This window comes from Microbacterium sp. X-17 (assembly GCF_039615055.1).
Genome location: NZ_JBDHNI010000005.1, coordinates 406,134 through 427,200 on the forward strand (window position 1 = coordinate 406,134; position 21,067 = coordinate 427,200).

A 21,067-nucleotide genomic window follows, 5' to 3' on the forward strand; every position below is an offset into this window, starting at 1 on the left:
AGCGTGGCTGCATGACTGACATCGCACCTACCGTTGCCCTGAACGACGGATACAGCATTCCGACGATCGGGTTCGGCACCTACCCGATGCGCGGCGAGGATGGCGCGGAGGCCGTGGTCTCGGCGATCCGCACCGGATACCGGCTGCTGGACACCGCGTTCAACTACGACAACGAGGGCGCCGTCGGCGAAGGCATCCGTCGCAGCGGCATCGCCCGCGACGAGCTGTTCGTCACCTCGAAGCTGCCGGGCCGCTACCAGGGCGAGTTCACGATCAACGCGCTTCAGGAGTCGCTGTGGCGGCTCGGGCTCGACTACCTCGACCTGTACCTCATCCACTGGCCGAACCCGAGCGTCGGTCGCTATGTCGAGTCGTGGGCGAACCTCGTGGAGGCGCGCGAGCGGGGTCTGGTGCGCTCGATCGGCGTGAGCAACTTCACCCCCAAGCACCTCGACGAGGTGATCAGCGCCACCGGTGTGACGCCGGCGCTCAACCAGATCGAGCTGCACCCGTACTTCCCGCAGGCCGACCAACGCGAGGTGCACGCCCGGCTGGGCATCGTCACCGAGGCATGGAGCCCGATCGGCAAGGGCCGCGGCATCTACGAGGAGCCGGCGATCGCGTCGGCCGCGGCGGCGCACGGGGTGACGCCCGCTCAGGCGATCCTTCGCTGGCACGTCCAGCTCGGCAGCATCCCAGTGCCCAAGAGCGCGACCCCGTCCCGGCAGGCGGAGAACCTCGACGTTTTCGGCTTCGAGCTCAGCGAGGCCGAGATGGACGCCATCACCGCCCTCGGCCGTCCCGACGGCCGCCTCTTCAACGGCGACCCCGACACCCACGAGGAGCAGTAGCCCCACTCGAGATCAGGTGATCTTGCGGAGTCAGGACGTTTGTCGAGCCGATCGTCCTGACTACGCGAAATCACCTGATCTCGCGCGGTGGCTGTCAGGTCTCGGCGATCCCGGAATTGCGGAACTCGGATCGCTTCAACGCGTGCATATCTACCGGCTCGAGCGAGAGCCGACTCGGGAGCTCCCCCGGGCCCATCACCAGCAGCGTGGCATCCGGCGCCTCGACAGACACCATCCATCCCTCGGCAGTGGCGGCGATCAATGTCCCGCTTCCTGTCGACTTGGACACCCGAACCGGGACCGGTTCCGCGGAACGCGAGGGTTCCGGAATGACGCTGCGGAAGTTTCGGAGCCAGAGGAGCGGTGCTCCACTGTCGACTGCTCCCCGTTCTAGCGTGTGCACCTCGAGGCGGGGCCTGCTGAGGCTCTCTTCTCCGGTGAAGACAAATGTGGTCTTCACCGGAGAAGAGGAGCCGAAGTTCCCATGCAGCACGCTCTCGGGGTCCATTGCGGCGACCCTGTAGAGCGGCGGAAAGCTCTTCCTCGTCCACAGTTCGGCGCCGAGAGCCTTCCGTCGCGCCACCTCGTCGTCTGAGGCAGGTGTGAACCGCATGGCCTCAGTATCCTCTGACGGCCTACTTGCAACGACCGTCGGAGGCCCCTGGTGGGTGCCTAACCTCACGCGAGATCAGGTGATCTTGCGGAGTCAGGACGTTTGTCGCGCCGATCGTCCTGACTACGCGAAATCACCTGATCTCGCGGTGACGGCGGCGCGGGACGGTGGGGTCAGGCGCCGACGTAGTCGGCGAGGTGCTGGCCGGTGAGGGTCGCGCGAGCGGCCACCAGAGCCGCAGGGGTGCCCTCGAAGACCACCGTCCCGCCGTCGTGGCCGGCGCCGGGGCCGAGGTCGACGATCCAGTCGGCGTGCGCCATGACGGCCTGGTGATGCTCGATCACGATCACCGACTTGCCGGCGTCGACAAGGCGATCCAGAAGCCCCAGGAGCTGCTCGACGTCCGCGAGATGCAGCCCGGTCGTGGGCTCGTCGAGGACGTAGACGTCGGCGTCCTCCCCCATGCTCACGGCGAGCTTGAGACGCTGCCGCTCTCCCCCGGACAGCGTCGTGAGCGGTTGCCCGACACTCACGTACCCGAGCCCGACGTCGACGAGCCGCTTCAGGATGCGATGCGCGGCCGGCACCTTCGCGTCGCCCGAGCCGAAGAACTCCTCGGCCTCGGCGATCGGCATCGACAGCACCTCGCTGATGTCGCGCCCGCCGAGCGTGTACTCGAGGACGGATGCCTGGAAGCGTTTGCCCTCGCAGACCTCGCACGGCGTCGCGACGCTCGCCATCACGCCGAGATCCGTGTAGATCACGCCCGCCCCGTTGCAGACCGGGCACGCGCCCTCGGAGTTGGCGCTGAACAGCGCGGGCTTGACCCCGTTCGCCTTCGCGAACGCGGACCGGATCGGGTCGAGCATCCCCGAATAGGTCGCGGGATTGCTGCGCCGCGACCCCCGGATCGCGCCCTGGTCGATCGCGACCACGCCCTCCCCGCCGGCGACGGAGCCGTGGATGAGCGAGCTCTTCCCGGAGCCAGCGACGCCTGTCACCGCGACGAGGACTCCGAGCGGAATGTTGACGTCGACATCCCTCAGGTTGTGCGACGTCGCGCCGCGGATCTCGATCGCACCCGAAGGCGTGCGCACGGCATCCTTCACCCGCGCCCGGTCGTCGAGATGCCGCCCGGTGAGCGTGCCGCTTGCGCGCAGCCCGGAGAGCGGCCCTTCGTAGGTGATCGCTCCCCCGGCAGAGCCCGCACCCGGGCCGAGATCCACGACGTGGTCGGCGATCGCGATCATCTCCGGCTTGTGCTCGACGACGAGCACGGTGTTCCCCTTGTCGCGCAGCTGCCGCAGCAGCCCGTTCATCCGCTGAATATCGTGCGGGTGCAGCCCGGTCGTGGGCTCGTCGAAGACGTAGGTGACGTCGGTCAGCGACGAGCCGAGGTGCCGGATCATCTTCGTGCGCTGCGCCTCTCCCCCGGACAGCGTCCCCGAAGGGCGGTCGAGCGAGAGATAGCCGAGCCCGATCTCGACGAACGAGTCGAGCAGATGCTGGAGGTTCCGCAGCAGCGGCCCGACGGACGGCGCGTCGAGACCGCGGACCCACTCGGCGAGGTCGCTGATCTGCATCGCGCACGCGTCGGCGATGCCGATCCCGCCGACCTTCGACGACCGAGCGAGCGAGCTCAGGCGGGTGCCGTCGCACTCCGGGCACGCGGTGAACGTCACCGCCCGCTCGACGAACGCACGGATGTGCGGCTGCATCGCGTCGACGTCCTTCGACAGCATCGACTTCTGGATACGCAGCACGAGACCTTCGTAGGTCAGGTTCATGCCGCTGACCTTGACCTTCGTGGGCTCTTTGTAGAGGAAGTCCGCCAGCTCCTGCTCGGTGAACTCGCGGATCGGCTTCCCGCCGTCGACGAAGCCCGATTCGGAGTACATCCGCACGGCCCAGCCGTCGGCCGTGAAGCCCGGGATCGTGATCGCGCCCTCGGCGAGGGACTTCGTCTCGTCGTACAGCTGTGCGAGATCGAGCTCGGACACGGACCCCATGCCCTCGCAGCGCGGACACATCCCGCCCGTGATCGAGAAGCTGCGCCGCTCGACCGACTTCGCACCGTTCTTCTCCGTCGTCAGCGCGCCCTTCCCGGTGACGGATGCCACGTTGAAGGAAAAGGCCTGCGGCGCCCCGACGTGCGGCTCCCCCAGCCGGCTCCACACGATCCGCAGCATGGCGTTCGCATCGGTGGCGGTGCCGACCGTCGAGCGGGCATTCGCCCCCATCCGCTCCTGATCGACGATGATCGCGGTCGTGAGACCCTCGAGCACGTCCACGTCCGGACGCGCCTGCGACGGCATGAACCCCTGCACGAACGCGCTGTAGGTCTCGTTGATCATGCGCTGCGACTCCGCCGCGATGGTCCCGAACACGAGCGAGCTCTTCCCCGAGCCGGAGACGCCCGTGAAGACGGTCAGCCGCCGCTTGGGCAGCTCGATCGTCACATCCTTCAGGTTGTTCTCGCGGGCTCCCTGCACGCGGATGGTGTCGTGGCTGTCGGCAGGCAGTCGGGTCTCCATGCCGGCAACGATATCGAGGCCCTCCGACCCCCGCTCTAGGCTGGAAGGATGCTGAACGCGGTGACTGGATTCGTCGTGGTCGGCTTCATGATCGGCATCGGCTACCTCCTCGCCCGCATCGATCTCCTCGGGGATCAGGCCCGCGTCGTGCTGGGGCGGCTGACGTTCTTCGTCCTCTCCCCCATCCTCATGTTCAGCGTGCTCGCGCACGCCAACATCCACACGCTGTTCTCCGCCCTCCTGCCCGTCTCCGCGATCGCGGCCGCCGCGATGGTCGCGGGATACGTGCTCGTTGCGCGTCTGGCCTGGCGACGTCCGCTCGCCGACACGGTGATCGGCGCGCTCGGCTCCGGTCAGGTGAACTCGAACAACATCGGCATCCCGCTGTCGCTCTACCTCCTCGGCAGCGCCGCGTATCCCGCGCCCGTCATCCTCCTGCAGCTCATCGCGATGACCCCGGTGGCGCTGACGCTCCTCGACACCGCGGCGACGACGCATCGGCGGCTCGGACCCCTGCTGCGCCGGGTCGCGCTCAACCCGCTCATCATCGGCTCCCTGCTCGGCGTGGTCGTCTCCCTCACCGGGCTCCCGCTCCCGCAGATCGTGTCGGCGCCGATCGACACGGTCGCCGCCGCCTGCGTCCCCCTGCTGCTGATCGGATACGGGATGTCGCTCCGCGGGCAGCGGGTGCTCGGCGCCCGCGAACATCGGCGCGACATTCTCGTCGCCAGCGCGCTCAAGCTCGTCGCGATGCCGCTCGTGGCCTGGGCGGTCGCGCAATTCGTGTTCGGGCTCAGCCGCCATGACGTGCTGATCGTCGTGGTGCTCGCCGCCCTCCCTACCGCGCAGAACGTCTTCAACTACGCGCAGCACTACCGCGTCGGCGAGATCATCGCCCGCGACACGGTCCTGATCACGACCATCGGATGCGTCCCGGTCCTGTTCGCCGTGATGTGGCTTCTCGGCTGACGGCCAGGTCAGGCGCCGGAATCGGCCCCGAGCGCTACTCTGGAGACACGCATTCAGGGAACTCTCAGAAAGGACCCACAATGACTACCGCATCTGCGACCGAGAAGTCCGCGGTCAACGGCATCCGCGCTGCCTTCGGCATCGGCGGAATCATCGCCATCATCGTCGGCATCCTCATCCTCGTGTGGCCCGGGAAGACCGCCATGGTCGTGACCGCGATCATCGCGGCCTACGCGATCGCCGCGGGCCTCGTGTATGCCGGTCTCGGCATCTTCTCGAGGTCGATGGGCGGCTGGGCGCGCGTCGGACACATCGTCCTCGGCGTCCTGTTCGTCATCGCCGGCGTCATCGCCTTCTCGAACCTCAGCGCGACCACCGCCTGGCTCGCGCTGTTCCTCGGAATCCTCGTCGGGATCCTGTGGATCGTGGAGGGCATCATCTCGCTGACCACCCTCGCGGGCCGGTCCTCGAAGGCATGGACGATCTTCTTCGCGATCCTGAGCATCGTCGCCGGGGTCATCCTGCTGTTCTCGCCGCTCTGGGGCATCGCGGTGCTCTGGTGGCTGCTGGGGATCTCGCTCATCGTCCTGGGCATCATCCAGGTCGTGCGCGCCTTCACCTTCAAGGCCTGAGCCCGAACGCGAAGAGGCGGGATCCCGAGCGTGGGGATCCCGCCTCTTTCGCGTTTCCGGCGCTACTCCGCGACGAAGGAGGAGACGTCGCCGATGAGGCGGGTGTGGTCGTCGGGCACCGGATCCACCGCGGCCCGCGCGACCTCGGCCGCGAACTCCGCCACGTTGTAGAGGCGGCCGGCGGACTCGCGCCGGGACGAGATCGCGCCCGGGTTCGCCCGCTCCAGCAACGTCGCGGTGATGGTGCCCTCGATCATGTCGCCGGACACGACGACGAACGAGGCGTCGCGCTCGTCGAGCTCGGGGATGCGCGCGCGGAGCGCGTCCTCCCCCGCCCGCTTCGACAGCGCGACCGGCTCGTACTCCGGCATCGTCGGAGTAGTCCGGATGAAGTGGGCCTGGTGGCTCGTGACGAACACGATGCGGCCCCCCTCGCGCAGGAGCGGAAGAGCGGCATCGAGGACGCGCAGCTGCGCGTCGCGATTGAGCTGCAGCGCATAGTCCGCCGCCATCCCCGCCTCCATGCCGCCGGACGCGTTGAGCACGAGGATGTCGAGGCCGCCGAACTCCTCGCCCACGAGCCGGAACATCTCGGTCACGGACGCGTCGTCGGTGAGGTCCGCGCCGACAACGAGCGCCTCGACGCCGAGGCCGCGCAGCTCGGTGGCGAGCTTCTCCGCACGGGGCGCCTTGTTGCGGTAGTTGATGACGACGTTCGCGCCGGCCTGCGCGAGATAGCGCGCCGTGTCGGCCCCAATCCCGCGGGAGGACCCCGTGACGAGGGCGACCTTTCCGCTCAGCGATCCGGGAGCGAGGGCAGCGTCGAGGTCTGGCACGTCAAAGACCCTACCGGGTAGGTTCGAGGGAGGAGGAGTCATGGACACGGGGACGGCGGTCGTGCAGTTCGCCTGGATCGGCTGGGTGGTCCTGATCGTCCTCTTCCTCGTGATCGAGATCCTGACACTGGACCTCATCTTCCTCATGCTCGCGGTGGGTAGCGCGGCAGCCCTCGTCCTGGATCTGTTCGGCGCGCCGGTCTGGCTGCAGGTGGTCGCCGCCGCCGCGGTCTCGATCCTGTTGCTGCTGTTCCTGCGACCCCCGCTCCTGCACCGGCTGCGGCGTGGCGAGGACACGACGCCGAGCAACATCGACGCCCTCCTCGGGATGTCCGGCGCAGTCGTGTCGACCGTCGACGCGGCCTCGGGGCAGGTCAAGCTCGCGAACGGCGACGTCTGGACCGCGCGTTCCGATGATCCCGCGTCCCTGCCACCGGGCACGACCGTGCGCGTCGTGCGGATCGAGGGCGCGACCGCGATCGTCCGCCGAGAGGAGAGCTCATCATGAACCCCGCAGACGTCGTCCCCTCGGTCGTGGGCTGGGTGATCGCGCTCGCCGCGTTCATCCTCGTCGTGGTCGTCCTGGCCCGCTCGATCCGCATCATCCCCCAGGCCAAGGCCGGCATCGTGGAGCGGCTCGGGCGGTATCACAAGACCCTCCTGCCGGGCCTGAACCTCCTCGTGCCGTTCATCGACCGCGTGCGTCCGCTCATCGACATGCGCGAGCAGGTGGTGTCGTTCCCGCCGCAGCCGGTCATCACGGAGGACAACCTCGTCGTCTCGATCGACACGGTCGTCTACTTCCAGGTGACGGATGCCCGGGCCGCGACCTACGAGATCGCGAACTACCTCGGCGCCGTGGAGCAGCTCACCACCACGACCCTCCGCAACGTGGTCGGCGGCCTCAACCTCGAAGAGGCTCTGACCAGCCGCGACGAGATCAACGGGCAGCTGCGCATCGTGCTCGACGAGGCGACCGGGAAGTGGGGCATCCGCGTCTCCCGGGTCGAGCTCAAGGCGATCGATCCGCCCGTCTCCATCCAGGACTCGATGGAGAAGCAGATGCGCGCCGAGCGCGACCGCCGCGCCGCGATCCTCACCGCGGAGGGCTCGAAGCAGTCCCAGATCCTCGAGGCGGAGGGACGCCGGCAGGCGGAGATCCTGAAGGCCGAAGGCGACAAGCAGGCGGCGGTCCTGCGCGCCGAGGGCGAGGCTCAGGCGATCCAGGCCGTGTTCGCCGCGATCCACGCCGGCAACCCCGACGACAAGCTGCTCGCCTACCAGTACCTGCAGACGCTGCCGAAGATCAGCCAGAGCCCGTCGAGCAAGCTCTGGATCATCCCGAGCGAGTTCACCGAGGCGCTCAAGGGCGTCGGTGGTGCCTTCGCGAGCGGCCTCCGCGCGTCCGCCGAGCCGGCGCCGCCCGCGGATCCGAAGGCATGACGCATCCGTACCTGACGGGGCTCCCCGTCCCGCGCGTGCTCGCGCACCGCGGTCTCGTGACGGCGGATGCGGCGTCCTCCGGGATCGTGGAGAACTCCTTCGCCGCCGTCGCCGCCGCACATGCCGCCGGCGCCGACTACGTGGAGTCCGACTGCCACCTCACCGCCGACGGGACGGTCGTACTCTTCCACGACCCGGACCTCTCGCGCGTCACGGGAGACCCGCGGAAGCTCGCGGATGTCCCGCTCGCGGAGCTCGAGGACCTCATGGCCGAGCGCGGCGGCCTCATCACGTTGGAGCAGGCGCTCGACGCCTTCCCCGAGACGCGCTTCAACATCGACGTGAAAGCTGCTGCCGCCGCCGCGCAGGCCGGAGCGATCGTCGCGCCGTACGCGGAGCGGGTGCTCCTCACGAGCTTCTCCGACGAACGCCGCCGAGAAGCGCTCACGTCCGCCAGGGAGGTGAGGGCCGACCTCCTGCCCGCGACCTCGGCCGGGAGCGGCACGATCCTGCGCCTCCTGGCGATGCTCGTGGTGCGCTCGGCCCGCGGAGTCGCGCGACAGCTCGCCGGCATCGACGCCCTGCAGGTGCCGGAGCGTCAGCGCGGCATCCATGTCGTGACGCCCCGGTTCATCGAGGCTGCCCACCGCAACGGCGTGGAGGTCCACGTCTGGACCGTGAACGATCCCGACGACATGCGACGCCTCGTCGCGATGGGCGTCGACGGCATCGTGACCGACCGCGCCGACGTCGCCCTCGCGGCGCTGTCCTGACCCTCGCCCGAGGCCGCTCGTGTCCGCTGGGCATCGGCTGTGAATCCGTTATCGGCAGCCTTGGTTCGGATGCTCCGCACAGGCTGCGACGTTATACCTGACACGCGACCAGCGGATGAGAGGACCACATATGGCAGATCGCAGTCTCCGCGGCGTTCGTCTCGGCGCTCCGAGCCTTCAGAGCGAAGAGGGCGTCGTGTTCCACCAGCGGATGCAGACCACCTACGTCTGCAGCTCCTGCGGACACGAGACCACCCTCACATTCGCGATCGACGCAGATGTTCCCGACACCTGGGAGTGCCGCTCGTGCGGCGCCGAGGCAGTTTTGCGCACCGAAGAGGGCACGACCGTGACGGTCGACCACAGTGAGGACAAGACCCCCCGGACGCACTGGGACATGCTCCTGGAGCGTCGTTCGATCGCTGAGCTCGAGCAGCTCCTCGAGGAGCGTCTCACGCTTCTCCGCGCGCGTCGCGGAGCCGGTGAGGACGTCTCGAACGAGAAGCTCTCAGCCTAAGACGAAGCCATCACCGCGGCGTCGGAGTCTCCTGACTCCGGCGCCGTTCTCGTGCGCTCGGCGGACGACCGCGCACGGCGGCGCCCGACGAACACGACGACCCCGAGCACCACGATGGCGGCGATGCTCCCCCACGCGAGGAACGCCTGGATCCATGGCCCCAGCACCACGGCCGGCGTGAGACCGGTCCGCAGCGGCAGGGTCGTCAGCATCGCGCCCGCCTCGCTCTCGGGCAGGCCGTCGATCTCGGTTCCGTCCGGGGCGATCACCTGGCTCGTGCCGACCGTCGAGAGGTTCACGACGGACCGGCCGGTCTCGATCGCGCGCATCCGGGCGAACGCCAGCTGCTGCAGGTTCTCGTCCGTCCCACGGAAGTCCGCGTTGTTCGTCTGGAACATGTAGACCTCCGCGCCGTCGCGCGCGCCGGTCCAGATGACGTCGTCGTAGACCACGTCGAAGCAGATCGCGAGACCGACGCCGACGCCGTTGACGTCCATGTACGGCGGCTGCGTCCCCGGCGTGTAGTCGCGCTGCAGCAGGCCGATCAGGTCCGGCACGAGCGCGCTGTAGAGCCAGCGGTCCGGGACGTACTCGCCGAAGACCACCGGATGCTGCTTGTCGTACGTCTGGGTGAGCCCGCTCCCTTGCTCCCACAGGAAACTGGTGTTGAAGAACTCGTTGCTCCGCTGCGTCGCGGCGTTCGCGAGCAGCGGCGCGCCGACCTTCCGGACGACGGTGTCGAGCGCCGCGGCCGTAGACGGATCGTGGGTCGGATCGCTGTCCATGCTCCCCTCGGGCCACAGCAGGACGTCCATGTGCTTCCCGTACAGCGGGGCGGTGGCTGCCAGCTGCGCGTTCAGCACCGCGTTGCGGGTGCGGACGTCGAAGTACCCTGTGGGCCCGTTCCCCTGCACGGCGCCCACCGTGTAGGGCCCGGCGTCCGTCGTGGGGAACAGCGGCGTCGCCAGCAGCAGGACGGCAAGGCCCACCGACGGTATCGCCGTGACGGCGGCCCGACGGGCGTCGCGCCAGCGCACCGCGCGCAGCCATTCGATGACGGCGGCGCAGAACACCACCATGAGGAAGGTCAGGCCCGTCACACCGGTCCATGACACGACATGCGACAGGGGGCTCTCGGACTGGCTCATCCCGATCCGGCCCCACGGGAACCCTCCGTACGGGAACGACCCCATGACGAGCTCGCGCATCGCCCAGAGGCCCCCGACAAGGAGCGGCAGGAGCGTGAGCTGCACCCAGCGGGACGGCAGGACGCGCGGCATCCAGCGATACGCCAGCGCGATCAGGATCGAGCCGAGCCCCATGTAGAGGGTCTGCAGCGCGGAGAGCGCGAACCACGGGATGACGCCGAGGTAGCGCGTGATCCACTCGATGTGCGTGAGGTAGAAGGATGCGCCGAACACGCACCCGACGAGGAACGCGCCCCACGCCGACCGGCCGATGAGCGACACGAGGGCGAAGGCGATCCCGACGAACGCGAGCGGCCACCAGCCGACGCCCGGGAACGCGAGGGCGAGGACGGGCCCGGCGACGGCGGAGGCGATGACCGCTGCCCACAGCGGCAGAGGTCGTTCGGGCACGAGTTACACCCTAGGTCCCCCCTCCGTGAGAACGCCCTTGTGTCATCAAATGGGGCCCATTTGATGACACAAGGGCGTTCTCAGCGGGGTGGGGCGGGTCAGAGGGTGCTGTACGCAACGATGCCGCGGCGGACCGCGTCCAGCGCGGTGCGCGCCGTCCGGGCGATGTCGGCGTCGGCGACGAGGCTCAGCTGATCGAGGAGGTCGATCGTCTGCTTCGCCCACCGCACGAAGTCGCCCGCGGCCATGTCGGCGTCGCCGAGCACCCGGTCGAGCGGAAGGCCACGCGCCCATCCGAACATCGCCTGGGCCAGGCCGGTCGCGGGCGGCTCGGAGCCGGGCAGCCGGTGATCGCGCTCCAGGTCGTCGAGCTCCTGCCACAGCGCCTGCGTGGCGTCGAGCGCCGTCCGGAACGCGCCGCGGGGCAGGCCCCGCTCCCCCGGCCCGCGCTCGTCCCGACGCGGCTCGTACACGAGGCTGCACACGAGCGCCGCGAGCGACGGGGCATCGAGCTTCGCCCAGATCCCCCGGCGCAGGGATTCCGCCACGAGGAGGTCCCGCTCGCCGTAGATGCGGCGCATCGTGCGTCCGGCATCCGTCAGCGCCGTGCGCTCGTCATCGACGCGGACATAGTCCAGCGCGGACAAGACGTCGACGACCCGGTCGAAGATCCGCGCCACGGTCCCCGTGCGGGAGGCGATCTGCCGCCGCAGCGCGTCCGTCGAGCGATCGAGCTTCGCGAATCGCTCCGCCCAGCGCGCGTGCTGCTCGCGCTCCGGGCACTGGTGGCAGGGATGCCGCTGCATCCGCCGGCGGAGGGACTGCAGCTCGCGCTGGCGGGCGTCCCGCGTCGCGCGCGACGCCGTGGCATCCTTCCGGTTCAGCTTCTCGAGGTCGCTGAGCTCGCGGCGGATGCCCGCGTACTCGGCGAAGTCGCCGCGGTCGCACGCCATCGCCTCGGCGTAGCCGGCGAGGGATGCCTCAGCCTCCTTCACCTGCCGCGCGAGCCCGACGACGGCGCGATCGGCCTGGAACTGCGCGAACGAGGACTCGAGGATCTCCCGCGACCGCGCCCGGCCGAACCGGTCGATGAGGTTGACCGCCATGTTGTACGTCGGCCGGAAGCTGGAGGTCAGCGGATACGTGCGGCGCGACGCGAGCGAGGCCACCTGCTGCGGATCGAGCCCCTCCGTCCACTGCACGACGGCGTGTCCCTCGACGTCGATCCCGCGGCGGCCGGCACGGCCGGTGATCTGCGTGTACTCCCCCGACGTGATGGCGACCCGCGCCTCGCCGTTGAACTTCTCCAGCTTCTCGAGGACGACCGTCCGCGCTGGCATGTTGATGCCGAGCGCGAGCGTCTCGGTCGCGAAGACGGCCTTGAGGAGCTTCCGCTGGAAGAGCTCCTCGACCACCTCCTTGAACGCCGGCAGGAGCCCGGCGTGGTGCGCGGCGACCCCCCGCTCCAGATTGTCGAGCCATTCCCCGTAGCCGAGCACGGCGAGGTCCTCGTCGAGCAGTGTCTGCGTGCGATCCTCGACGATCGCCCGGATCTCCGCCCGCTCCTCCGGGGTCGTGAGGCGCACCCCGGCGCTCCGCACCTGCTGGACGGCCTGATCGCATCCGACCCGGCTGAAGATGAAGAAGATCGCGGGCAGGAGGTTGGCCCGCCCCAGCAGCTCCACGACCTCCGGGCGATCGATCCGCCCGATGCGCTGCGCGTCGGCGCGCAAGGGGCGGTTGCCTCGGGCGGGCTTCCTCCCTCCGCGCGGACCGCCGGACCGGTACGGGTGGGCGCGCCGGTTCGACTCGTAGCGCGCGCCGCCCGCCGACCGGATGCGCAGGAGCTCCTGGTTCACCTGCGCCACCGCGACCCCGGCGCGATCGTCGAAGAGCGGTAGGAGGTCGCCGCGGACCAGCACGTGCTGCTCGAGCGGCACCGGCCGCACCTCCGAGACGATGAGCTCCGTCTCGCCGCGCACGGTGTCGAGCCACGCGCCGAACTCCTCCGCGTTCGACACGGTCGCCGACAGCGACACGAGCCGCACGGACCGCGGGAGGTGGATGATGACCTCCTCCCACACCGCACCGCGGAAGCGGTCGGCGAGGTAGTGCACCTCGTCCATCACGACGAAGCGCAGGTCACGCAGGCCCGGCGAGTCGGCGTACAGCATGTTGCGGAGCACCTCGGTGGTCATGACGACCACCCGGGCGTTGCCGTTGACGCTCGTGTCCCCCGTCAGCAGGCCGACGTTCTCCGCGCCGTATACCTCCTGGAGTTCACGGAACTTCTGGTTGGAGAGCGCCTTCATCGGCGTCGTGTAGAACGCCTTGGCCGCCGGATCCTGCATCGCGAGATGGATCGCGAACTCCCCGACGATCGTCTTGCCCGCGCCCGTCGGCGCCGCGACCAGCACGCTGCGCCCGTCCTCCAGCGCCTGGCATCCGGCGATCTGGAACGGATCCAGCTCGAACCGCTGCGACGCCGCGAAGTCCGCCGTCACCGGATGCTGCCGCACCTCGCGCGCGGCGGCGTAGCGCTCCGCGGGACTCGGGCCGCTCATAGGCCGCCCTCGGTCGCGAGCACCGCCCGTTCGCGCCGCGCCTTGCGCCAGTCGAACAGGAGGGAGACGCCCGCTGCGCCGAGGTACAGCACGACGAGGATGCCGCCGAGCAGCAACATCGAGACGATGTCCGCCGCCGGGGTGGCGATCGCAGCGAAGAGGCAGATCACGAGGACCGCGATGCGCCAGCCCTTCAGGATCCCCTTCCCGGAGAGGATCCCCGCGACGTTGAGGGCCACGAGAAAGACCGGGAGGACGAAGGCGACGCCGACGACGAGGAGGAGCTTGAGGATGAAGTCGTAGTAGTAGCTGTAGTCGTAGAACAACGCCGCCTGATCGGGCACGAACTGCGCCATCAGCTCCACGATGTGCGGCATGATGAGCCACCCGACGAAGAGACCGCCGAAGAAGAGCGGGACCGCCGCGCCCACGAAGCCGACCGTGTAGCGGATCTCCTTCCGGGTCAGCCCCGGCATCAAGAACGCCCAGATCTGCCAGATCCAGATCGGCGCGGAGATCAGGATGCCGATCGAGAACGCGATCCGCATCCGGAGGTCGAAGCCGCTCGTGACGGTGGTGAACATGAGCTGCACGTCACCGACGTTTCCGCGCTGCTCGGCGATCTGCTGGATCGGCACCGTCAGCAGCCGGATGACCGGATCAGCGACGATGAACGCGATCACCATGCCGACGATGAGCGCCAGCACCGCGATCAGCAGGCGCCGGCGCAATTCAACGAGATGCCGGCTGAGCGACATCCGCTTGTCGCGCTTCGGCCGGCCGGGCCCTTCCACGCGCGACGACTCCGTCGTGGCCACGCGGGCCTAGGACTTGGTGTCGGGCGAGGTGCCGGTCGTGCTTCCGTTCGCCGCCTCGTTCGTGACGGTGCCCTCGACGGGCTTGGCGGCGGTCGAATCCGCCGGCGTCCCGTCGTCCTTCTTGTCCTCGTCCTTCATGGCCTTCATCTCGCCGCGGAACGCGCGAGCCGACTGACCGATGCTACGAGCGAGGGCGGGAAGGCGGGCGGCGCCGAACAGCAGGAGGATGACCGCGAGGATGATGAGCAGGTGCGGCCACCCGAATGCGTTGCCAAAGATGCCCAATGTACGCTCCCTCCGAGCGATCGTGAGGCAAGTCTAACCCGGCCCCTCTGATCGGGACCTCATTGCGCGCGGCGCAGCCGCTACACTCCGTACTGCGCGAGTCCGGCGCGAGCCCACTGCGCCGCCGCGACCCGGGCACCCGCCGGCTCGAGGATCTCCACCGCGCCCCCGTGCCGAGCGGCGAGGCGACGCAGGCTGTGCTCGTCCGCGACCCGCATCGTCGCGGTCGCCGTGTCGCCATCCACGACGACCTCCGCGCGATCGAGGTAGTCGCCGAGCAGCTGAGTGATCGACGCGGGGAAGCGGATCCGGGCGACGAGGTCCTCGGCGCCCGGCTCGAACAGGGCGGGGACCGGCTCCTGCCCGTGCTCGATCGGAAGATCGGTGAGCTCGAGCGCGGACACGCGGTCGAGGTGGAACGTGCGCATGGCCTCGCGGAGGTGGCACCATCCCTGCAGGTACCACTGCCCGTTCGCGAGATGCACCTTGACCGGGTCGACCGTGCGCGTCGTGGGCGGAGCATCCGGCGCCTTGTACGTGAAGGAGACCGCGACGCCGCGGCGCAGGGCCTGGTCGACGGTCTCGCGTACGGAGTCCACGGGCGCCGGGGCCACGATGACGTCGGCCGGTGCCGCCGAGGCGCCGCGGGCGAGCTTCGCGAGGAGACCGCGCAGGACCTCGCTGTCGCCGACGCCGGGCAGCGACATCGCGACGCGGAGTCCGGCCAGGAGCGCCGCGGCCTCCCCCGCGGTCAGCCGCGGGGAGCGCTCGAGGCCGACCGTGTTGGTGATCGAGATGACATCGCGCTCGTCGAGGAGGTCCCAGTCGATGTCGAACAGCTCGTGCGGCAGCCCCCAGTACCCGTCGTCGCCCGGCAGGCCGATCATCGTCAGCCGCTGCACCATCTCGCGCATGCGCGCCGGCGGGACGTCGAACTCGGCCGCGGCCTCCCTCACCGAGACCTCGCCCTGGGCGATGAGATACGGCACGAGCTGCATCATGAGCGCGGCGCGGTCGGCCGCGGGCGTCGTCCTACGCTCGGGCATCCGCGTTCCGTTCCGCGGTCGCGCGCAGCCGCGCGATCACCTCGTCGCGGAGCGCAGCGGGCGCCACGACCCGCACCTCGGGGCCGTACGAGGCGAGCTCGTCGGCCAGCACGTGCGCGTCGACGTACGGCACGAGGAGCTGCCGCCCGTCCTGCCTGCCGCGGCGGCCGAGGCGCAGCTCGGCCTCCGTCGCGGGATCGACCTGGAGCTCCGCGGACTGGCGCGCGGCGACCGCACGGAGGCCGGCCAGCGCGCGCTCACCCGCGCCGTCGCGGCGCTCGGGATCGAATCGCGTGCGCGTCACGTCGACGTCGCCCGTGATCCGCGAGAGGAGGAAGGTGCGCTCCGCGCCGGCATCCAGGTCGTCGCCGAAGACGTGCCAGCGGGCCTCGTACTCGACCAGCGCGAGCGGCCGCAGGCGACGGATCCGGGCCGCGGGGTCCCCCGGCTTGAGATACGCGAAGCGAACGAGGCGCGATTCCTCGATCGCCGTCTGCAACGGGCGGAACGCGGGATCGCGCAGGCTCACGCGCGGCGAGTAGCCGACGATCGGCGCGTCGACCGAGATGCCCAGCGCGCGGATCTTGCGCAGGCCGCTGCGCGCGTCCGCGGACATCGAGCTCTGGCTCCAGACCCCGCCGGCGAGATTCAGCAGCGTCACCTCCGCCGGCGAGAAGACGATGTCCTCCGGCAGGGCGTATTCCGTCCGCGGCACGCGATAGCGGGCCTCACGGAGATCGTCCGGATCGGTGAAATCCCCGATCGTCTCGATGGGGATGCCGAGGCCGCGGAGGCTCTCCTTGTCGCGCTCGAACATCTTCTCCAGCGCGTCCTTCGACGCTCCGGCATCCCGCTGCTCGCGGTATCCGGCCACCGAGCCGAGGATCGTGTCCTTCGTCAGCCCCTGCTCGGTCGCCATCAGAGCAACGACGAGATTGACGAGGCGTTCCTCCGGAGCACCGCGCTCGCCTGCCCTGCCGACCGCCATGGCCCCCATCCTAGGCGGGCGGTGCGTCAGGGAGTCGGCTGAGGGCTGGCCGGCACGTCGATGCCGACGATGTCGAACACGGTGACCGTGGCCGAGTCCGCGCCGCCGCCGGCCGGCGTGACGAGGAGGATCTGCGAGCCCACCGTCTGGCCGACCAGCGCGTCCGAGAAGCCGGGCGGCAGGGACGTCGAGCTCAGGTCGACCGACTGCGCCGTGCTGTCCCAGGTCGTGTTCGTGACCTTCCGGGTGTTCCAGTTCACCTGGGTCACCTGGACACGCACCGAATCGCCGGACTGCACGGTCTGACCGTCGCCCTTCTTCAGCACCTGTACGACCTGCTGGGTCGGCGCGTCGCCGTCCGGGATGATGATGCCGGGCCGCCCGTCCGCGGCGCGGACGACGGTCGGCAGGCCGTGCGCGTCGTTGTACTGGAGAGCACCGTCCGCGGCGGGCAGGTACACCTTGCGCAGATCGATCACGAGCACCGCCGACTGGCCGGGTGAGATGCCGATGTTGCCGGCGTTGGCCAGATCGACCGCGTCCGGCGGCAGCGTCACGACGACCCGGGAACCCTCCGTCGCGCACTGCAGCGCCGTGCCCAGCGTCGGGAACAGGGCCTCCCACTGCGAGAGCGGGGCGGGGCGCGACAGGTCGCCGTCGTAGTTGGTGGAGACCGTGCGCTGGCCGGTCTGCCCGTTCACGAGCGTGACGTCGAGGACGACGAGCTGGTTCGGCTGCGTCACCGTGGTGCCGCCGCCGGTCGTCAGGTCCTGCCACTGGGTCTGGTCGACGTTCAGCGGAGCGTTGACGTCGACGGTCGGCGCGACATCCGTCGAACCGCTCACATGGACGAGATCGATCGCTGCGCTCGAGCTCGGCATCGGACGAGGGCAGCCCGCCGCGGTCGACGCGGACGCGGAGCAGCCGACGAGACCGAGAGCGACGATGCCGAGAGCGGCGAGGGCTGCGGGGAGTCTGCGCACCGGATCAGTCTAGGTGCTCGTCTTCCGCGTCCTCCCACGCGTCGCGGGCGGCGCCGGCGGCCCGCTGGGCCTCGCGGACTCGCTTGCGGAGGTTCTTGTCCGTGATCTCGCGATCGCCCACGGCGCCCGGCGTCCACAGCTCGACGTCCTCGTCCCCGTAGCTGGTCTTCGAGGCCCGCCGCTTGCGCTCCGGGGGTACCGCGCCGGGCGCGAGCCGGCGAGCGGAAAGAAGGAAGCCCGTGTGAGCGATCATGCGGTGATCGGGCCGGACGGCGAGCCCCTCGACGTGCCAGCCGCGCACCATCGTCTCGTTCGCCTCGGGCTCCGTGAACAGCCCCGTGCCGCGGATGTACTCGGCGACGCGGCTGAGCTGCGTGGCGGTCGCGATGTAGCAGATCACGACGCCGCCGGGCGTGAGGGCGTCGGCGACGACGTCGATGCACTCCCATGGCGCGAGCATGTCGAGGACGACGCGATCGACCGAGCCCGGCGCCACCGTGTCCGGGAGCGTCTCGGCGAGGTCTCCCCCGACGACCTCCCAGTTCGCAGGCGTGGCGCCGAAGAACGTCGACACGTTGGCGACGGCGACCTCGGCGAACTCCGGACGGCGCTCGAACGAGACGAGCCGCCCCTCCGCGCCGACGGCGCGCAGGAGCCACAGCGACAGCGCGCCCGAGCCGACCCCCGCCTCCACGACCGTCGCGCCCGGGAAGATGTCGGCCTGCGCCAGGATCTGGACCGCGTCCTTCGGATAGACGATCGCCGCGCCCCGCGGCATCGACATGACGAAGTCGCGGAGGAGCGGCCGGAGCGCGAGGTACTCGTGCCCTGCGCTGTTCACGACGACGGATCCGTCCGGTTGACCGACCAGCTCGGAGTGGCGGAGGACGCCGTGGTGGGTGTGCAGCTCGCCGCCGTCGCGAAGGGTGATCGTGGAGAGGCGCCCCTTCGGGCCCGTGAGCTGGACCCGGTCGCCGTACCGGAACGGCCCGCTCGGCCGGATGCCGCCGCTCACGCTGCGGACCCCGTCCGCGCGCGGTGGGCGGCATGGAAGTCCGCGACATCCATAGTCGTCCGGCCGGCGAGCGACTCCCAGAGGACGTCTGCGCCGGCACCCTCGAGCGACACCATGTGCGGGACGCCGATCACCGGCACCCCCGCGGCGACCGCGGCACGCAGCCCGTTAGGCGAGTCCTCGATCGCGACGCAATCCTCCGGCGCCACCTCCAACTCGGCGCACGCCTGAAGATACGGGTCCGGGAACGGCTTCGGCCGGGTCGCGTCGTCGCCCGCGACGATGACGTCGAACGCGTCGAACTCGATGAGGTCCGCGATGACCGTCGCCATCCGCCGCAGCGACATCGTGACGAGCGCGGTGCGGACGCCGGCGCTCCGCAGCCCGTGCAACAGGTCGCGCGCACCGGGACGGAACGGCACGCCGTCCACCGCGAGCCGAGTCATGACATCCGCCGTGAGGTGATCGACGATCGCGTGCTCCGGCATCCGGACCCCCGCACCCTGGAGAAGACGGGCGGCATCGTCCAGACCGAGCCCGACCATCGCGAGCGCCTGCTCCTTCGACCACTGCCCGCCGTGCCGCGCGACGAGCGGCGTCTCGGCGGCGATCCAGTACGGCTCCGTGTCGACGAGCGTGCCGTCCATGTCCCACAGGACGGCGGCGGGCGTGCGCGAAGTCATCACGCCATCGTATCGGCGGTCGCCGCGCCGCGACCGTCCGCGGCCCCGGTCCCGCGCGGGTGCGCCTATCCTGGAGAGAACTTCCGAGCCGAGGAGGTCCCGTGGAAGGACTCGGTCGCCGCGTGCTGGTCGCAGCGTTCGACGGATGGAACGACGCGGGCGAAGCCGCCTCCGCGGCGATCTCGATGCTGCGCGAGCACGGCGAGTACGAGCCGATCTTCTCCGTCGACCCCGAACTGTACTTCGACTACCAGTACACGCGCCCGACCGTCGTGGTCGATCCGCAGGGGCACAACACCATTAAGTGGCCCGAGACGACGATCTTCCGGCCGGTGCACCCGACGCGGGGCACGCAGCTGTGGCTCCTGACCGGGGTCGAGCCCGCCCGCGCCTGGCAGGCGTTCGCCTCGGAGATCATCGACGTCGCCCTCCGCGAGGACATCACGGGGCTGGTCGGCCTCGGCTCGATGATGTCCGACGTGCCGCACACGCGGCCGATCTCGGTCTTCGCCGGCAGCGACAACGAGCAGATCCGCGTCGCGCTCGGGCTCGAGAAGAGCACGTACGAGGGTCCGGTCGGGATCCTGAGCGTGCTGCAGGATGCCGCGGACCGCGCCGGGATCGCGACCGCAGGCCTGTGGGCGAGCGTGCCACACTACGTCGCCGGCCACAGCCCCTCGCCGAAGGCGACGCTCGCCCTCCTCGACCGCCTCGAGGATGTCACGGGAGCCCGCATCCCGCGCGGCACGCTCGCGACGGATGCCGCGGCCTGGGAGGCCTCGATCGACGCGGCCGCGGCCGACGACGAGGAGATGACGGAGTACATCCACCAGCTCGAGCGCACGCGCGACACCTGGGACTCGCCCGAGGCATCCGGCGACGCGATCGCCCGCGAGTTCGAGCAGTACCTCCGCCACCGCGGCGGCGGCGACGGCAAGCCCGGCCGCGACGACCCCCGCCGCTGAGGCTCGGTCCGGCTCCGCCGGCCCGGCGGCGCTCCCCGCGCGCTTCCGAGTCAGGCCCCCTCCCCGCGAGAACGCGCGTGTGTCACCTTTTTGGGTCATCTTCGTGACACAAGTGCGTTCTCACGTGGGTGGGTGCCGGGGGTCGGGGTGCCGTGGGTGGGCGCCCGCCCGAGGCGCCCAGAGAGCAGGGTCAGCGGAGGGCGCGGTAGCGCGCGCGGTCCTCGGGTGAGAGGTGCTCGGTCGCGTAGCTCAGGGCCGTGCGAGGCATCCGTGCCGCATGGGCGTCAAGGAAGCCGAGAAGGAGCGCCCGATCCACGCGCTTGCCGACCTCGCGCAGCATCCAGCCCACCGCTTTGTGCATGAGGTCCTCGCGATCGTCGAGGAGGAGCGAGGCGATCCGCAGCGCCGGACCGCCATCGCCGGCCTTCGTCCACGCGAAGGTCGCGAGCATCGCGACCCGCCGTTCCCACAGCGCGGGGCTCGCCGCGAGTGCGTCGAGCTCGGCATCCGCGTCCCCGCCGCCGCCGCGCAGGAACTCGCCGACGAGGTATTCGGCGGAGGCGTCGACGAGATCCCAGTTGTTGACGCACCCCTCGCGCACGGCGTCGAGGTAGCCGTCGTGCAACGCGGAGCGAAGGGCGTCGTCCCGCTGCCGGGCCGAGCTCGCAACCGCGAACTGCCGCACCATCACGAGCAGCGCCGCGAGACGATGCTCGTGCACGGGGCTCCGGAGCGTCCGCAGTGCCTCGGACAGCGGCATCCGCTCGAAGCGCTTCACGATCGCACGGGTAGCCGGCACCCGCACGCCGACGAAGACGTCGCCCTCGCCGTACTCCCCCGGACCCGTCTTGAAGAAGCGCTGGAGGAACAGCGCATCCTCCGGGTCGCCGGCCGCGTCGATCGCGGCCTGGAGGGCGGCGGCCGTCAGCTCGGGGACGAGATCGGTGGTCATGG

Annotated in this window: 21 protein-coding genes; 8 read left to right on the top strand and 13 right to left on the bottom strand. The window is 70.1% G+C overall.

Annotated features, from left to right (window positions below):
- Nucleotides 1–11 precede the first annotated feature (11 nt).
- A complete protein-coding gene (locus ABCS02_RS24885; protein WP_345838378.1) occupies nucleotides 12–851 on the top strand; it encodes an aldo/keto reductase in 840 nt (279 codons plus the stop codon).
- 94 nt (nucleotides 852–945) lie between these two features.
- Here ABCS02_RS24885 and ABCS02_RS24890 read toward each other — a convergent pair whose 3' ends face one another.
- Together ABCS02_RS24890 and ABCS02_RS24895 are read right to left on the bottom strand one after the other, a co-directional pair.
- Nucleotides 946–1,464 (bottom strand): hypothetical protein, encoded by a 519-nt coding sequence (locus ABCS02_RS24890; RefSeq protein WP_345838379.1) that lies wholly within the window; start codon nucleotides 1,462–1,464, stop codon nucleotides 946–948.
- A gap of 173 nt (nucleotides 1,465–1,637) precedes the next feature.
- Nucleotides 1,638–3,998 (bottom strand): excinuclease ABC subunit UvrA, encoded by a 2,361-nt coding sequence (locus ABCS02_RS24895; RefSeq protein ID WP_345838380.1) that lies wholly within the window; start codon nucleotides 3,996–3,998, stop codon nucleotides 1,638–1,640.
- Nucleotides 3,999–4,046: 48 nt separating this feature from the next.
- Here ABCS02_RS24895 and ABCS02_RS24900 point away from each other — a divergent pair, with 48 nt between their 5' ends.
- The gene (locus ABCS02_RS24900) at nucleotides 4,047–4,967 is read left to right on the top strand and encodes an AEC family transporter (RefSeq protein ID WP_345838381.1); all 921 of its coding nucleotides are present in this window, start codon (nucleotides 4,047–4,049) and stop codon (nucleotides 4,965–4,967) included.
- A gap of 80 nt (nucleotides 4,968–5,047) precedes the next feature.
- Nucleotides 5,048–5,599, top strand: a complete 552-nt coding sequence (locus ABCS02_RS24905) for a DUF308 domain-containing protein (protein WP_345838382.1) — start codon at nucleotides 5,048–5,050, stop codon at nucleotides 5,597–5,599.
- A 62-nt stretch (nucleotides 5,600–5,661) separates the two neighbouring features.
- Here the strand turns inward: ABCS02_RS24905 and ABCS02_RS24910 are convergent, their stop codons facing one another.
- Nucleotides 5,662–6,435 carry an SDR family oxidoreductase gene (locus ABCS02_RS24910; RefSeq protein ID WP_345838383.1) on the bottom strand — a complete coding sequence of 258 codons (774 nt, stop codon included), beginning with the start codon at nucleotides 6,433–6,435 and terminating at the stop codon, nucleotides 5,662–5,664.
- A 40-nt stretch (nucleotides 6,436–6,475) separates the two neighbouring features.
- Here ABCS02_RS24910 and ABCS02_RS24915 point away from each other — a divergent pair, with 40 nt between their 5' ends.
- The 4 genes from ABCS02_RS24915 to ABCS02_RS24930 all read left to right on the top strand — a co-directional run bounded on the left by ABCS02_RS24915 (nucleotide 6,476) and on the right by ABCS02_RS24930 (nucleotide 9,168).
- Nucleotides 6,476–6,943 carry an NfeD family protein gene (locus ABCS02_RS24915; RefSeq protein ID WP_345838384.1) on the top strand — a complete coding sequence of 156 codons (468 nt, stop codon included), beginning with the start codon at nucleotides 6,476–6,478 and terminating at the stop codon, nucleotides 6,941–6,943.
- Entirely contained in the window at nucleotides 6,940–7,878 is a 939-nt protein-coding gene (locus tag ABCS02_RS24920; protein WP_345838385.1) for an SPFH domain-containing protein, read from the top strand. Before ABCS02_RS24915 ends, ABCS02_RS24920 begins: the two co-directional genes overlap by 4 nt.
- On the top strand, nucleotides 7,875–8,651 hold the full coding sequence (locus ABCS02_RS24925; protein WP_345838386.1) for a glycerophosphodiester phosphodiesterase family protein: 777 nt from the start codon (nucleotides 7,875–7,877) through the stop codon (nucleotides 8,649–8,651). The genes ABCS02_RS24920 and ABCS02_RS24925 overlap by 4 nt, the downstream gene beginning before the upstream one ends.
- A 130-nt stretch (nucleotides 8,652–8,781) precedes the next feature.
- Nucleotides 8,782–9,168, top strand: coding sequence for an RNA polymerase-binding protein RbpA (locus tag ABCS02_RS24930; protein WP_345838387.1), 387 nt, complete (start codon nucleotides 8,782–8,784; stop codon nucleotides 9,166–9,168).
- Here ABCS02_RS24930 and lnt read toward each other — a convergent pair.
- The 9 genes from lnt to ABCS02_RS24975 all read right to left on the bottom strand — a co-directional run bounded on the left by lnt (nucleotide 9,165) and on the right by ABCS02_RS24975 (nucleotide 19,148).
- Nucleotides 9,165–10,766: an apolipoprotein N-acyltransferase gene (lnt, locus tag ABCS02_RS24935; RefSeq protein WP_345838388.1), complete on the bottom strand. Its 1,602-nt coding sequence runs from the start codon at nucleotides 10,764–10,766 to the stop codon at nucleotides 9,165–9,167. The two genes, ABCS02_RS24930 and lnt, sit on opposite strands and share 4 nt — an antisense overlap.
- Before the next feature lie 98 nt (nucleotides 10,767–10,864).
- Nucleotides 10,865–13,330, bottom strand: a complete 2,466-nt coding sequence (locus tag ABCS02_RS24940) for a DEAD/DEAH box helicase (protein WP_345838389.1) — start codon at nucleotides 13,328–13,330, stop codon at nucleotides 10,865–10,867.
- The gene (tatC, locus tag ABCS02_RS24945; protein ID WP_345838603.1) at nucleotides 13,327–14,088 is read right to left on the bottom strand and encodes a twin-arginine translocase subunit TatC; all 762 of its coding nucleotides are present in this window, start codon (nucleotides 14,086–14,088) and stop codon (nucleotides 13,327–13,329) included. The genes ABCS02_RS24940 and tatC overlap by 4 nt, the downstream gene beginning before the upstream one ends.
- Before the next feature lie 66 nt (nucleotides 14,089–14,154).
- Nucleotides 14,155–14,427 carry a twin-arginine translocase TatA/TatE family subunit gene (gene tatA / locus ABCS02_RS24950; protein WP_345838604.1) on the bottom strand — a complete coding sequence of 91 codons (273 nt, stop codon included), beginning with the start codon at nucleotides 14,425–14,427 and terminating at the stop codon, nucleotides 14,155–14,157.
- Nucleotides 14,428–14,513: 86 nt separating this feature from the next.
- On the bottom strand, nucleotides 14,514–15,479 hold the full coding sequence (locus ABCS02_RS24955; RefSeq protein WP_345838390.1) for a WYL domain-containing protein: 966 nt from the start codon (nucleotides 15,477–15,479) through the stop codon (nucleotides 14,514–14,516).
- Nucleotides 15,466–16,467 (bottom strand): WYL domain-containing protein, encoded by a 1,002-nt coding sequence (locus ABCS02_RS24960; RefSeq protein WP_345838391.1) that lies wholly within the window; start codon nucleotides 16,465–16,467, stop codon nucleotides 15,466–15,468. The genes ABCS02_RS24955 and ABCS02_RS24960 overlap by 14 nt, the downstream gene beginning before the upstream one ends.
- 26 nt (nucleotides 16,468–16,493) lie before the next feature.
- Entirely contained in the window at nucleotides 16,494–17,450 is a 957-nt protein-coding gene (locus tag ABCS02_RS24965; protein ID WP_345838392.1) for a hypothetical protein, read from the bottom strand.
- A 4-nt stretch (nucleotides 17,451–17,454) separates the two neighbouring features.
- A complete protein-coding gene (locus ABCS02_RS24970) occupies nucleotides 17,455–18,465 on the bottom strand; it encodes a tRNA (adenine-N1)-methyltransferase (RefSeq protein ID WP_345838393.1) in 1,011 nt (336 codons plus the stop codon).
- A complete protein-coding gene (locus ABCS02_RS24975; RefSeq protein WP_345838394.1) occupies nucleotides 18,462–19,148 on the bottom strand; it encodes an HAD family phosphatase in 687 nt (228 codons plus the stop codon). The genes ABCS02_RS24970 and ABCS02_RS24975 overlap by 4 nt, the downstream gene beginning before the upstream one ends.
- Before the next feature lie 101 nt (nucleotides 19,149–19,249).
- On the opposite strand from ABCS02_RS24975, the gene ABCS02_RS24980 reads away from it, so the two are divergent.
- A complete protein-coding gene (locus tag ABCS02_RS24980; protein WP_345838395.1) occupies nucleotides 19,250–20,113 on the top strand; it encodes a PAC2 family protein in 864 nt (287 codons plus the stop codon).
- Nucleotides 20,114–20,303: 190 nt separating this feature from the next.
- Here the strand turns inward: ABCS02_RS24980 and ABCS02_RS24985 are convergent, their stop codons facing one another.
- Entirely contained in the window at nucleotides 20,304–21,065 is a 762-nt protein-coding gene (locus ABCS02_RS24985) for a DNA alkylation repair protein (protein ID WP_345838396.1), read from the bottom strand.
- Nucleotides 21,066–21,067: the final 2 nt, after the last annotated feature.

Coding starts and splice junctions, on each gene's coding strand:
- ABCS02_RS24975 (WP_345838394.1), bottom strand. CDS start 19,148: ATGACTTCGCGCACGCCCGCCGCCGTCCTGTGGGACATGGACGGCACG.
- ABCS02_RS24900 (WP_345838381.1), top strand. CDS start 4,047: ATGCTGAACGCGGTGACTGGATTCGTCGTGGTCGGCTTCATGATCGGC.
- ABCS02_RS24960 (WP_345838391.1), bottom strand. CDS start 16,467: ATGGCGGTCGGCAGGGCAGGCGAGCGCGGTGCTCCGGAGGAACGCCTC.
- ABCS02_RS24905 (WP_345838382.1), top strand. CDS start 5,048: ATGACTACCGCATCTGCGACCGAGAAGTCCGCGGTCAACGGCATCCGC.
- ABCS02_RS24955 (WP_345838390.1), bottom strand. CDS start 15,479: ATGCCCGAGCGTAGGACGACGCCCGCGGCCGACCGCGCCGCGCTCATG.
- ABCS02_RS24915 (WP_345838384.1), top strand. CDS start 6,476: ATGGACACGGGGACGGCGGTCGTGCAGTTCGCCTGGATCGGCTGGGTG.
- tatC (WP_345838603.1), bottom strand. CDS start 14,088: ATGTCGCTCAGCCGGCATCTCGTTGAATTGCGCCGGCGCCTGCTGATC.
- ABCS02_RS24925 (WP_345838386.1), top strand. CDS start 7,875: ATGACGCATCCGTACCTGACGGGGCTCCCCGTCCCGCGCGTGCTCGCG.
- ABCS02_RS24920 (WP_345838385.1), top strand. CDS start 6,940: ATGAACCCCGCAGACGTCGTCCCCTCGGTCGTGGGCTGGGTGATCGCG.
- ABCS02_RS24940 (WP_345838389.1), bottom strand. CDS start 13,330: ATGAGCGGCCCGAGTCCCGCGGAGCGCTACGCCGCCGCGCGCGAGGTG.
- ABCS02_RS24895 (WP_345838380.1), bottom strand. CDS start 3,998: ATGGAGACCCGACTGCCTGCCGACAGCCACGACACCATCCGCGTGCAG.
- ABCS02_RS24985 (WP_345838396.1), bottom strand. CDS start 21,065: ATGACCACCGATCTCGTCCCCGAGCTGACGGCCGCCGCCCTCCAGGCC.
- ABCS02_RS24885 (WP_345838378.1), top strand. CDS start 12: ATGACTGACATCGCACCTACCGTTGCCCTGAACGACGGATACAGCATT.
- ABCS02_RS24930 (WP_345838387.1), top strand. CDS start 8,782: ATGGCAGATCGCAGTCTCCGCGGCGTTCGTCTCGGCGCTCCGAGCCTT.
- ABCS02_RS24890 (WP_345838379.1), bottom strand. CDS start 1,464: ATGCGGTTCACACCTGCCTCAGACGACGAGGTGGCGCGACGGAAGGCT.